The 13,963-nt window shown below is 43.8% G+C and carries 4 protein-coding genes, 3 tRNA genes and 3 rRNA genes; 1 reads left to right on the plus strand and 9 read right to left on the minus strand.

What is annotated here, in order from left to right; translation table 11 throughout:
- Positions 1-99: 99 nt before the first annotated feature.
- From infC to KW136_RS03385, 3 genes are all read right to left on the minus strand, one after another.
- Positions 100-663: a translation initiation factor IF-3 gene (gene infC / locus KW136_RS03375; RefSeq protein ID WP_246583209.1), complete on the minus strand. Its 564-nt coding sequence runs from the start codon at positions 661-663 to the stop codon at positions 100-102.
- 12 nt (positions 664-675) lie between these two features.
- Complete coding sequence (gene thrS, locus KW136_RS03380) at positions 676-2,583, minus strand: threonine--tRNA ligase (protein WP_216797486.1); 1,908 nt, start codon at positions 2,581-2,583, stop codon at positions 676-678.
- Between the two features lie 236 nt (positions 2,584-2,819).
- Positions 2,820-2,896: transfer RNA gene (locus tag KW136_RS03385), tRNA-Val, on the minus strand.
- 948 nt (positions 2,897-3,844) lie between these two features.
- Between KW136_RS03385 and KW136_RS03390 the strand changes: the two genes are divergently transcribed.
- Positions 3,845-5,515, plus strand: coding sequence for an electron transfer flavoprotein-ubiquinone oxidoreductase (locus tag KW136_RS03390; protein WP_216797157.1), 1,671 nt, complete (start codon positions 3,845-3,847; stop codon positions 5,513-5,515).
- A 1,134-nt stretch (positions 5,516-6,649) separates the two neighbouring features.
- Here the strand turns inward: KW136_RS03390 and KW136_RS03395 are convergent.
- The 6 genes from KW136_RS03395 to KW136_RS03420 form a co-directional block, all read right to left on the minus strand.
- A complete protein-coding gene (locus tag KW136_RS03395) occupies positions 6,650-7,963 on the minus strand; it encodes a YihY family inner membrane protein (RefSeq protein WP_216797160.1) in 1,314 nt (437 codons plus the stop codon).
- 514 nt (positions 7,964-8,477) lie between these two features.
- Positions 8,478-8,591: ribosomal RNA gene (gene rrf, locus KW136_RS03400) — 5S ribosomal RNA — on the minus strand.
- 122 nt (positions 8,592-8,713) lie between these two features.
- A 23S ribosomal RNA gene (locus tag KW136_RS03405) occupies positions 8,714-11,600 on the minus strand.
- Positions 11,601-11,846: 246 nt separating this feature from the next.
- Positions 11,847-11,919 (minus strand) — tRNA-Ala (locus tag KW136_RS03410).
- Between the two features lie 54 nt (positions 11,920-11,973).
- A tRNA-Ile gene (locus KW136_RS03415) sits at positions 11,974-12,050 on the minus strand.
- Between the two features lie 67 nt (positions 12,051-12,117).
- A 16S ribosomal RNA gene (locus tag KW136_RS03420) occupies positions 12,118-13,649 on the minus strand.
- Together the 16S, 23S and 5S rRNA genes with 2 tRNA genes alongside form the textbook arrangement of a ribosomal RNA operon.
- Positions 13,650-13,963: the final 314 nt, after the last annotated feature.

Consider the following 13,963-nt stretch of genomic DNA (forward strand, 5'->3'; position numbering starts at 1 on the left):
TACTTGAGGTAGGTGACTTTCTTATGAGACGAAGTTGTGTGTTTGAGACGTAGACTCGTATCGTAAGCAGTAATATGCTGCGTGCATAATTTACATTTATCACTTCTTCTTTTTGGGGGCGAGTACCATAACCATCTGACGACCTTCCATTTTTGGCATTTGCTCAACCTGACCATAATCATCTAGATCTTGTCGAAGACGGCCTAGCATGCGTGCGCCAATTTCTTGATGAGCCATTTCGCGGCCACGAAAACGTAACGTAACTTTCGTCTTGTCACCCTCTTCAAGAAATCTTATTAAATTTCGTAGCTTGACATTGTAATCACCATCATCGGTGCCTGGTCGGAACTTAACCTCCTTTACCTGGATCACTTTTTGCTTCAGCTTCGCTTCATGCTGCTTTTTGGATTCTTGATATTTAAACTTGCCATAGTCCATTAAGCGGCATACAGGTGGGTGAGCCTGCGGAGCAATCTCGACAAGATCGACGTTTTGCTGTTCCGATAAATGGAATGCTTCGGCCAGCTTTACGACACCAATGGGTTCTCCATCAACCCCAACTAAACGCACTTCCGGTGCGTTAATCTCACCATTGAGACGGTTTAACGATTTATCAGTAGCGATGTTGAGTTTCCTATAAAAATCAAAAACTAACCGAGATATACTGCAGACGGCTTACTTGGATACCTGCAACTCATTATGCAGGATATTAAGAAAGGCTTCTAATGGCATCACACCTAAATTTATGCCGCTACGGGCACGAACGGCTAACGTTTGCTTATCGCGCTCTTTGTCACCAACAATTACTAGGTAAGGAACTTTTTGAAGCGCGTGTTGCCGTATTTTATAGCTAATTTTTTCGTTACGCAAATCTACAGACGCTCTAAGCCCTTGTTTTTTCAACGATTGAGCAACAATATCTGCATAAATAGCTGAATTTTCTGCAATATTTAGCACAATAACCTGTATTGGAGCCAGCCATAGCGGCATCGCACCAGCATGGTGTTCGATAAGAATACCAAGGAAACGCTCCATTGAACCTAAAATTGCCCGGTGCAGTATTACTGGGCAGCGGCGATTATTATTTTCTGCTACATATTCTGCCCCAAGGCGCTCCGGTAGTACAAAATCTAACTGAAGCGTTCCGCACTGCCAGGACCGCCCTAGAGCATCCTTGATATGGTATTCAACTTTTGGACCATAAAAAGCCCCCTCACCATTGAGTTCCTGCCACTGTAGGCCGCACGCAGCTAGGGCCGAACGTAGACCTTGCTCAGCGCGATCCCACGCATTATCCGTACCCGCGCGTTGCGGCGGCCGTAATGCTAATTTAATATCGATCTGTTCGAAGCCGAAGTCTTTATATACGCTCATTGCTAGAGCATTAAATGATACAGACTCTGAGATTACCTGATCTTCTGTACAGAAGATATGTGCATCGTCTTGCGCAAACCCGCGTACTCGCATTAAACCATGCAGCGCACCGGAGGCCTCGTTTCGGTGGCATGAACTAAACTCAGCAAAACGCAGTGGCAGCTCTCGGTATGAATGAAGACCATAATTAAATATCTGTACATGTCCTGGGCAGTTCATCGGCTTAATCGCGTAGTCTCGTTTCTCTGACTCCATCGTGAACATATTATTGCGATAGTTTTGCCAATGGCCAGAGCGCTCCCATAGCGAGCGCTCCATAATCATGGGCGTCTTCACCTCAAGGTAGCCAACCGCACTAAGACGATGTCTGAGGTATTGTTCTACCTGCTGCCACAATGCCCACCCCTTAGGGTGCCAAAATACAAGCCCAGGAGCTTCTTCTTGTAGGTGAAATAAGTCTAGCTGCTTACCGAGTTTTCGATGATCACGCTTCTCAGCTTCTGAGAGCATACGGAGGTGCGAAACCTGATCCTCTTTACGTGCCCACGCTGTCCCGTAGATACGCTGTAGTTGCTCGCCACTTGAATTACCACGCCAATACGCGCCAGCTAGCTTCATCAATTTGAATACCTTAAGCTTACCTGTGGAAGGCACATGTGGTCCTCGACATAGATCTATGAAACTACCATGCGAATATAGCTTGATCTGCTCGCAGTGCGGAATCGACTCTATAATCTCAGCTTTATAGCGCTCGCCAATGGATTTAAAGTAGCTTGCTGCCTCTTCTCGAGATACTACGCGCCGCAATACTGGCTCGTTTTTTTTCGCAAGTTCATGCATGCGCCGCTCTATATTTTGTAGATCTTGAGGCGTGAAGGCGCGATGATAAGCAAAGTCGTAGTAAAACCCGTTTTCTATGACCGGTCCTATTGTTACCTGAGCTTGTGGAAATAGCTCTTTGACCCCATACGCAAGCAAGTGTGCTGTTGAATGGCGAATAATCTCAAGCCCCTCGGGGTCTTGATCTGTAATAATCTCAACACTAGCGTCATTCTGAATTAAGGATGACATGTCCACGAGTTCGCCATTGACCTTGCCACCAAGTGCGTCCTGAGCAATACCCGGACTAATTGATACCGCTACCTCGGCTACTGTTACCGGATGATCATATTGCCAGATAGAACCATCAGATAGTCGTACCGAAATCATTGCATTTTCCTGGCTTCCTGCCATGTATATTACGTCGTAGAAAGATAACCTCTTAAAAAGTATGGCCCTTAATAGGGCCATATCTAGTTTTAATATAGAACAAGGGTCGAAAAAGTACTTTACTGCTGTTATCCCAAAAATTTTTGCTTAAGGTTTTGGGCATCATGGTTATTTTGTTTGAAAACTGATTTTTCTCATATTTTTAGGGCATTATATTTTTAGGAATTTATATTTATTGGTGGGCTCGATTGGATTCGAACCAACGACCCCCACCATGTCAAGGTGGTGCTCTAACCAACTGAGCTACAAGCCCCAAATAATCCCTAATTCTATGTAAGGTTTCATTTTATGCCAAGTGTTTTATACGGGAGATTTATATAAAACTATAATTTTATTAATTTGATTGCCACTACAGTGCAAAAAAGTCTTTTAGACTACCTGACTAGGAAATCTTACCTAGAATGGCGTAGTTCTAACAAGAGAGTCTCGAGAGAAGGTAGTGTAATGATATTAATCGTTACATAATTTTGCGGGTACCTAGAGAAAAAGCAGCCAGGCCGCTGTAATGCAACTTCTTAAGTTAACGTAGTCGCGCTCCTTAGTTCGCTCTCCATTCTCCAGTAATCTCTTTATTAGCATCGCTATCCATAATAAAGCGCGCGTTGCAAGTTCAACACTTATCACTAAATAGGTAGAAATAGAACACTAGCGTCTCTAGAACGGCGTTTTAAATAGATACATTAAAAGGTTTGTAGACATCAGCACTTATTTATTAATTTGCATCTCACCTCTTCAGTGCGTCACTGCCAAAGAATAAATAGTACGTTAGATAGGTCCGGCGCTTCACAGGAATACTCTAGCGCATGCAAAATCTAATTAATTAGATTTGCTTTTAAGGGATGTTAATCCTGCTGGCTTTATTTTTTAGGGGCGTGCAGCATAAATATTTTATACTGCCATTATTAGATTATATCTAGCTTAATAATGTACGCTATAAATTTTAGCCTTAAGTAAAAGATGTTTTTTAGATAGGCAGTATATCAAATTATAGAATTACTTGTCTACTCGACAATTATTAGTGCTGTATTCTTATACGTAGTGCTAGACCTTTATATTTATATACTTTATTTAGGTAAATAAAAAAATATATCGTAAATCAGAAGAGTGAGCTAATTTACCAACCTAGGTTGGGCTACTGTGATTACCCTGTATTGGTGGGAGGGTATAGCACAAATTAAATATTCTTTACAAAAAGGCATGAATGACTCCGCAAAACTGGATCGAGCAGTATGGGCCACGTGAATCAATAGAGTATGACGTAGTGGTAGTAGGCGGCGGGCCGGCGGGGCTATCTGCTGCAATTCGGCTTAAGCAGCTAGCGATAGAGAGAGGGGTAAAGCTAGCAGTCTGCGTGCTAGAAAAAGGCTCGGAGATAGGAGCGCATGTTATATCAGGGGCAGTGATAGATCCACGAGCGCTAAACGAGCTAATTCCAGAGTGGCGTGAGCGTGATACACCACTGACAGTGCCAGTAGTAGAAGACCGTTTCTTATTTCTAAGCCGTACAGGAGCAATACAGATACCTAACTGGGCGCTACCAGATAACCTTAAGAACCACGGAAATTACGTAGTGAGTTTAGGTAGTGTAGCACGTTGGCTGAGCCGGAAGGCCGAAGCTTTAGGGGTAGAAATCTTTTCTGGATTTGCGGCAGCCGAAGTACTGTATGATAATTTTGGCGCGGTTCGTGGGGTAGCTACTAGCAACCTAGGGGTTAGTCAAAAGGGTCTACCTACAGGGCACTTCCAGCTAGGCATAGAGCTGCATGCAAAGTATACGCTTTTCTGCGAGGGGGCGCACGGGCATTTAGGCCTACAGTTGCAAAAGCATTTTGGGCTGCGACAAGGGAGAGATCCGCAAGTATACAGCATCGGTCTTAAGGAGCTTTGGGAAATAGAACCGTCCCGGCATAAGCCGGGACTAGTGATTCATACGGTGGGCTGGCCTTTAAACACAAAGACCTATGGCGGATCGTTTCTTTACCACCTAAATAACTATCAGGTGGCGGTAGGATTCGTAATGGGACTGAGCTATGATAATCCATACTTATCACCATTTGAAGAATTCCAGCGCTACAAAACACACTCAGCTATCCGCTGGTTTCTAGAAGGAGGAAAGCGAATAGCGTATGGTGCACGTGCAATTACTGTAGGTGGATTAATGTCGCTGCCTAAGCTCACGTTTGCGGGCGGAGCACTAGTAGGGGACGAAGCTGGATTTCTAAACGCCTTGCGCATTAAGGGAAGCCATGCGGCAATTAAAACTGGAATACTAGCTGCAGAGGCGGCGTTTGAGGCAGTGCAGGCAGGGCGTACGCACGACGAGCTGCTCGCGTACCCGCAGGCATTTAAGTGCTCGTGGCTATATAAGGAGCTATATAAAGCACGCAACTTTAAGCAGTGGATAAATAAGGGTTTATACATAGGCTCGCTGATGGTATTTATTGAGCAAAACCTGCTATGTGGGCACGTACCGTGGACGCTACATCACCGACACGCGGATTACGAGAAACTTAAGCCAGCAGCACAGTACCAATCCCCTATATATCCAAAGCCGGATAACAAGCTTACATTTGACCGACTCTCTTCAGTTCTTCTTTCGAACACACATCATAATAAAAATCAACCAGTGCACTTAATATTAAAAGATACAAGCGTGCCAGTTCAAATTAATCTACACAAGTATGCTGGTCTAGAAAGCCGTTATTGTCCTGCAGCTGTATATGAGTTTATATACGATGAAAATAGCAAAGCTCGGCTAGTAATAAATTCTGAGAACTGCATACATTGCAAAACCTGCGATATCAAGGATCCAACACAAAATATTGTGTGGGTTACACCAGAGAGTGGCGGACCCAGCTACTCAAATATGTAACATAGCCTAGCTACTGAGACATAAACTTAATCCCTCTAAGACTATCTAAAAATGTTATTTCATAGATTGGCTACTTATTTGGTATATTTATAGCCAGCTGTTCGATACTACTTCAGCACTTTGTTAATCTAGTTTGAGATACCCTTACAATAGTGTAAGGGTAAAATTACCCCCCTTGAAGTTAGAGAAGCGTAACTTCTATGTATATACCTAAGAATTATATAAAGCATACGTGACTACCTATATAGACTTAGCTTAAATAAGCTGTTGTTTATCGCGTTGCGCTGTTAACAGAGAAATATCAGTAGAAATGCTTTTCTAAATTTAAATAGCGATCCTCATACGTTATCCTTAGGTAGGCTTTTTATAGACATATAGTTTCGTATGCTCAGATTAATTAAACATAAATCTGGCAAGATATTTTTTCCTCGTAATCTAGTAGCTTTTAATATTAAAAGCTTATACATTGGCTCATGTTTTTATACTATAAAAATAGTATAAAAACTACTTAAGTAGTATTATCTACTCCTTTTTAATATTTACTTTCTTGTACAGTCTGTTCAAATAAATTATTATGCTGCTATAAGTCATAGAAGAAATTCACTAGCAGAGAATTTTTTAGGTATGGCGTAACTCATTTAATAAGTTACGTTTATATCTTTCTGGGGATGCTCGTTAAGTACGCTAGCCCATCCCAATAAGCATCTAGGACTACGTTACTTGACGTAACTCTAATAAGAGTTAGAGGGCTATGATAGTAGTAGCATTATAAATGCTACTACTAATTTTTCAGATTATTATAGCGTAGTCTAAATATTTTTTAGATTTTATCTATTTTTAAAATAAATAGATTGATTCTAATTTATGCTAGATTTAGCCTAGCATAAAAAAATTTAACTATACAATATTATATATTAATAATATATTTAAATTCTTTTGATAAATAGAATATTTTATTTTTGCTATAAAATTAACTTTTTATTAATCAATAATCTCTTGTTGAACACTTGGTGTGCTCACACTATATCTCAAAAAAACTAATTAGTAATATATCTTAACTAAATTATTAATTCAATACTATTTAGTATCCCCTGCTCTAGATGAACTCTGTGGTGAACGCAGTGAATATTTATATTAAAAGTTGCTATCTGATAGGGTGGCTTGACGGGTCGCTAATAACGCAGCCAGTGATATATTTAGGCCGGGATGATCAAGCGCAGCAAGCAGAGTGAGGCTATCGATATGCGCAGTATTAAGATTTAGCTGGTAAGTAAATTCATTACGATCAATGACAAATAATTGATAGAGCTGGCGCAAACTTGCATTCTGCGGATTTACTATAAGCACATAGTAATCCGGATCATGCTTATGCCGTATCCGCGCAATCCAATCGATTGACTCAAGCTTATCCAGTAAACGGGCAGCGGTTTTCAACCCGCAGCGCTGTAAGCTCGCAAGTTCATATAGCGTATAGCAAGCACGACCAGCATCGCGTGCATCATTAAGCCAGGCTATTAACTCCAGTGCATCAAGTAAGTCGCTTCCAGCGTAATCAACTCGATGGAAGTGCCCAAGCCGGATCTCTGGCAACGCAGATGTTAACATCGCACCAAATAGTGTAATTAGCCAGCTGAGGTAGACCCATAGCAAAAAAATCGGGATTGTTGCAAATGCGCCATACACAGCTGTATACGTCGGAATATGTAAAATATAAAATCCAAAACCTCTCTTAGCTAGCTCAAATGCAATTGCCGCACACAATCCACCAATAAACGCATCACACCACGCTACCCGACAATTTGGTAGATAAACATAAGATAGCGTAAACGCTAATACAGAAAGAGGTAGTACTGCGCCAATTAAAGCCCATTCAATAAATGTCGGTATTGCACGTGCTGCAACTCCAGATGCTACGCTAGCTACGTCAGCCACATTAGCAACTGTGCTAGCAAGCATCGAGTGTGTAAGCAAGTAGGACGACACCGATAAGCTCGCTCCTATCAGTAGTGGCCCTAGTGTGATAACCGCCCAATATACCAAAATGCGCTGTGCAAGCGGCCGGGATTTACGTACACGCCAAATCGTATTGAACGCTGATTCAACAATCATCATTGTCATAACTGATGTGACTACAAGAGTAATCATTCCGATTGTTGTCAGCCCTTTTGCTTTTTCTTCAAACTGATTTATATATTTAAAAATTTGGCTATTAATCTGTGCCGGCATTAAATGATCGGCAAGAAAACCTTGTAGAGACTGCTGGAAGGATGCAAAAAGTGGAAATACAGTAAATAACGCAAAAGCTACAGTTGCTAGTGGCACTAGAGATAACACAGTTGTGAAAGTTAGACTACCCGCCACTTGCGGAATACGATCTTCAGCACTCCGCCTAGCAACAAAGCTTGCAAAACGCTTAAGCTCATCTAAATTAATATCAAACTTTGTCAAAGTCTACTATCCTTACTCGCTATTTATCTAGGTAACTTTAACAAAACTATCGTACTAGCTTAAATACATCAGTGTGGCTTATCTTTATTTCAAGGGCGTAACTTTGGTTGTGTAGCTTTTATGTTACAACCCTAAAGGTTAAAAGCTTTAAGTGAGCTAATTATAAATTATCTATAGCTTTTGCTTGAGTAGAAATTTAGCAGACTTAACAATATATTAGTCGGCTTTTACCTGGTTCTAAAAATGTTTTTAAAGAAATTATTTTTCTGGATTTAATACTAACCTTAGTAGTATTTATATTTAGATTTCAGATATGTTTAAAAACGGCTAATTATATTTTTATTTTTTATATAAATTATTTAGGTAATACAAAATGTTAGGAACTATAGTTAGTGAACTAAGTAAATTAAATCCGCTAATGATCGGTACTGTATTTATTAATTAAACTCGTTAATTAATAAATACAGTACGCCCGTTTCTATATCTGAAACGGGCGTACTGGCACAAAATAAAAGCCTGACAATTACCTACTTTCACACGGGCAATCCGCACTATCATCGGCGTGAAGTCGTTTCACGGTCCTGTTCGGGATGGGTAGGAGTGGGTCCAACTTACTATGGTCATCAGGCAAAAAGAAAAGAGTTAGTTATTGTTTGATTCTATACAGCATATAGTACAACAAATCTGGAGAAAAGCAGTCGGTAGAGGTTAGCATAAATTAACGACAAAACATTAAAACGGACTAGTTATAGGATCAAGCCTTACGGGCAATTAGTATCGGTTAGCTTAACGCATTACTGCGCGTACACACCCGACCTATCAACGTCCTAGTCTTGAACGACCCTTTAAGGGGATCAAGTCCCCGGGGAAGTCTTATCTTGAGGCAAGTTTCCCGCTTAGATGCTTTCAGCGGTTATCTCTTCCGAACATAGCTACCCGGCAATGCCACTGGCGTGACAACCGGTACACCAGAGGTTCGTCCACTCCGGTCCTCTCGTACTAGGAGCAGCCCCTCTCAAACTTCCAACGCCCACGGCAGATAGGGACCAAACTGTCTCACGACGTTTTAAACCCAGCTCACGTACCTCTTTAAATGGCGAACAGCCATACCCTTGGGACCGGCTACAGCCCCAGGATGAGATGAGCCGACATCGAGGTGCCAAACACCGCCGTCGATATGAACTCTTGGGCGGTATTAGCCTGTTATCCCCAGAGTACCTTTTATCCGTTGAGCGATGGCCCTTCCATACAGAACCACCGGATCACTATGACCTGCTTTCGCACCTGCTTGACTTGTCGGTCTCGCAGTTAAGCACGCTTATGCCATTGCACTATCAGCACGATTTCCGACCGTACTTAGCGTACCTTCGTACTCCTCCGTTACGCTTTGGGAGGAGACCGCCCCAGTCAAACTGCCTACCATGCACGGTTCCCAAACCCGATTCAGGGTTCTAGGTTAGAACTTCAAACAAACCAGGGTGGTATTTCAAGGACAGCTCCATGCGAACTAGCGTTCACACTTCCAAGCCTCCCACCTATCCTACACAGATCGGTTCAAAGTCCAATGCAAAGCTACAGTAAAGGTTCATGGGGTCTTTCCGTCTAGCCGCGGGTAGATTGCATCATCACAAACACTTCAACTTCGCTGAGTCTCGGGAGGAGACAGTGTGGCCATCGTTACGCCATTCGTGCAGGTCGGAACTTACCCGACAAGGAATTTCGCTACCTTAGGACCGTTATAGTTACGGCCGCCGTTTACCGGGACTTCAATCAAGAGCTTTCACCCCATCATTTAATCTTCCGGCACCGGGCAGGCGTCACACCCTATACGTCCACTTTCGTGTTTGCAGAGTGCTGTGTTTTTATTAAACAGTCGCAGCCACCAGTTTATTGCAACCCTTTTACCCTTCTGGCGCAGGCCAGTTAGGCTAATAGGGCGTACCTTATCCCGAAGTTACGGTACCAATTTGCCGAGTTCCTTCTCCCGAGTTCTCTCAAGCGCCTTAGAATACTCATCCCGCCCACCTGTGTCGGTTTGCGGTACGGTCTTGTTAGACTGAAGCTTAGAGGCTTTTCTTGGGACCACTTCCAATTGCTTTGCAGCTTAAAAAGCCGCTTGCTCTACATCCTTGAATTATGACGCCCGGATTTGCCGAAGCACCTTCTTTAATGTAGAGACCGGGACTTCCGACACCCGGACAACTTTCTGCGATCCGTCCCCCCATCGCATCTAACAATGGTGCAGGAATATTAACCTGCTTCCCATCAGCTACGCATTTCTGCCTCGCCTTAGGGGCCGACTCACCCTACGCCGATGAACGTTGCGTAGGAAACCTTGGGCTTACGGCGAGGAGGCTTTTCACCTCCTTTATCGCTACTCATGTCAGCATTCGCACTTCCGATACCTCCAGCGCATTTCTCAATGCGCCTTCACAGGCTTACGGAACGCTCTCCTACCATACGTACTTGCGTACATATTCGCAGCTTCGGTAATTAGCTTAGCCCCGTTACATCTTCCGCGCAGGACGACTCGATCAGTGAGCTATTACGCTTTCTTTAAAGGATGGCTGCTTCTAAGCCAACTTCCTGACTGTTTTTGCCTTCCCACTTCGTTTCCCACTTAGCTAATTTTAGGGACCTTAGCTGGCGATCTGGGTTGTTTCCCTTTTGACGTCGGACGTTAGCACCCGGCGTCTGTCTCCCGTGATTACACTCTTCGGTATTCGGAGTTTGCTATGACGAGGTAATCCGCAATGGACCCCTCAACCATGACAGTGCTCTACCCCCGAAGGTGATACACGAGGCACTACCTAAATAGTTTTCGGAGAGAACCAGCTATTTCCAAGTTTGTTTGGCCTTTCACCCCTATCCACAGCTCATCCCCTAACTTTTCAACGTTAGTGGGTTCGGTCCTTCAGTGCGTGTTACCGCACCTTCAACCTGGCCATGGATAGATCACTTGGTTTCGGGTCTACGCCCAGCAACTAATTTGCCCTATTCGGACTCGCTTTCGCTACGCCTTCCCTATTTGGTTAAGCTTGCTACTGAACGTAAGTCGCTGACCCATTATACAAAAGGTACGCCGTCACCTTTTACAAGGCTCCGACTGTTTGTATGCATGTGGTTTCAGGATCTATTTCACTCCCCTCTCGGGGTTCTTTTCACCTTTCCCTCACGGTACTAGTTCACTATCGGTCGATCACGAGTATTTAGCCTTGGAGGATGGTCCCCCCATCTTCAGACAAGATTTCACGTGTCCCGCCCTACTTATCGTATCCTTAGTTCTACACCTTAGTTTTTACTTACAAGGCTATCACTTACTATGGCCGCTTTTTCCAAAGCGTTTAGTTAACTAGAGTGCTAAATGATACAGGCTGATCCCATTTCGCTCGCCACTACTTTGGGAATCTCGGTTGATTTCTTTTCCTACGGCTACTTAGATGTTTCAGTTCGCCGCGTTCGCCTCACATAACTTATAGATTCAGTTATGGATGGTCTATACAGACCGGGTTGCCCCATTCAGACATCTGCGGATCAAGGCTTGTTTACCAGCTCCCCGCAGCTTTTCGCAGGCTACTACGTCTTTCTTCGCTTGTGATCGCCAAGGCATCCACCACATGCACTTACTTGCTTGATCCTATAACAAGTCCGTTTTTAATAGACTTGTTAAAGTCTAAGTTTTGTGTTGTGCAATACTTTTTAAGTATTTTAATTAACTTAAAAAGTAAATGATTCTACCCATCTATTTTTACATCTATTTTAAGATGTATTTAATAGATAGACTGCTTTTCCAGATTGTTAAAGAACGCTACAGTCGTATAAATATTTTTATACACTGCTTAATTACTAACATTTAGGTTTAAATATTAGTAATTAAGCAGTGTGGAGGCAGACGGAATCGAACCGACGACCCCCTGCGTGCAAAGCAGGTGCTCTCCCATCTGAGCTATGCCCCCTTATAACTTATTAGGTTTTGCACAGGATTTGTTACTCGCTAGACACGCCACGTATGGTGGGTCTGGTTGGATTTGAACCAACGACCCCCGCCTTATCAAGACGGTGCTCTAACCGACTGAGCTACAGACCCTTTGTCTGTCCCCGTAACTTTACAGCCGATAAGTGTGAGTACTTGTAGTACAGACATTTCGCTCTAGAAAGGAGGTGATCCAGCCGCACCTTCCGATACGGCTACCTTGTTACGACTTCACCCCAGTCATGAATCCTACCGTGGTAACCGTCTTCCTTTCGGTTAGACTAGCCACTTCTGGTAAAACCCACTCCCATGGTGTGACGGGCGGTGTGTACAAGACCCGGGAACGTATTCACCGCGACATGCTGATCCGCGATTACTAGCGATTCCAGCTTCATGTAGTCGAGTTGCAGACTACAATCCGGACTACGATCGGTTTTTTGGGATTAGCTCCCCCTCACGGGTTGGCAACCCTCTGTTCCGACCATTGTATGACGTGTGAAGCCCTACCCATAAGGGCCATGAGGACTTGACGTCATCCCCACCTTCCTCCGGTTTGTCACCGGCAGTTTCCCTAAAGTGCTCTTGCGTAGCAACTAGGGACAAGGGTTGCGCTCGTTGCGGGACTTAACCCAACATCTCACGACACGAGCTGACGACAGCCATGCAGCACCTGTGCGTCGATTCTCTTTCGAGCACCTCTACTTCTCAGTAGAGTTTCGACCATGTCAAGGGTAGGTAAGGTTTTTCGCGTTGCATCGAATTAATCCACATCATCCACCGCTTGTGCGGGTCCCCGTCAATTCCTTTGAGTTTTAATCTTGCGACCGTACTCCCCAGGCGGTCAACTTCACGCGTTAGCTACGTTACTAAGGAAATAAATCCCCAACAACTAGTTGACATCGTTTAGGGCGTGGACTACCAGGGTATCTAATCCTGTTTGCTCCCCACGCTTTCGTGCATGAGCGTCAGTATTGACCCAGGAGGCTGCCTTCGCCATTGGTATTCCTCCACATCTCTACGCATTTCACTGCTACACGTGGAATTCTACCTCCCTCTGCCATACTCTAGACTGCCAGTCACCAATGCAGTTCCCGGGTTGAGCCCGGGGATTTCACATCGGTCTTAGCAAACCACCTGCGCACGCTTTACGCCCAGTAATTCCGATTAACGCTTGCACCCTACGTATTACCGCGGCTGCTGGCACGTAGTTAGCCGGTGCTTATTCTTCCGGTACCGTCATCCAGTCTAGGTATTAACTAGACTGCTTTCTTTCCGAACAAAAGTGCTTTACAACCCGAAGGCCTTCTTCACACACGCGGCATTGCTGGATCAGGGTTTCCCCCATTGTCCAAAATTCCCCACTGCTGCCTCCCGTAGGAGTCTGGGCCGTGTCTCAGTCCCAGTGTGGCTGACCGTCCTCTCAGACCAGCTACAGATCGTTGCCTTGGTAAGCTTTTACCTTACCAACTAGCTAATCTGGCATCGGCCGCTCTTTGAGCGCGAGGCCCATAGGGTCCCCCGCTTTCCTCTTTGGAGTGTATGCGGTATTAATTCGGCTTTCGCCGGGCTATCCCCCACTCTAAGATACGTTCCGATGTGTTACTCACCCGTTCGCCACTCGCCGCCAGGCCGAAGCCTGCGTTGCCGTTCGACTTGCATGTGTAAGGCATGCCGCCAGCGTTTAATCTGAGCCAGGATCAAACTCTTCAGTTTAAACCTGTTACTTATTTTAGCTTTTTAGGCTTTGTCGCTCAACTCAAAATATTGATAATTTTTAAATTTCTAAAAATTACTTTAATTTTGCATGAGACTTGATTATTTTCTTTGCTTTTTACACTTTATATTTTATGTAAAGTGTAGTTTTGCCTGACCATCAAGTACCCACACTTATCGGCTGTTACTTTTTTAAAGAGCATCGCGCTAAATTAGCTTTAACTTATTTGAGCTAAAGATTTTTTTGCGTTTTATTGTGTTAACAACAAAGAACTAGCATTCTCGGTGTAATTCTACGAAACGTCAAGAGCTTT

It is taken from the genome of Candidatus Vallotiella hemipterorum, assembly GCF_910593725.1.
GTDB lineage: Bacteria > Pseudomonadota > Gammaproteobacteria > Burkholderiales > Burkholderiaceae > Mycetohabitans > Mycetohabitans hemipterorum.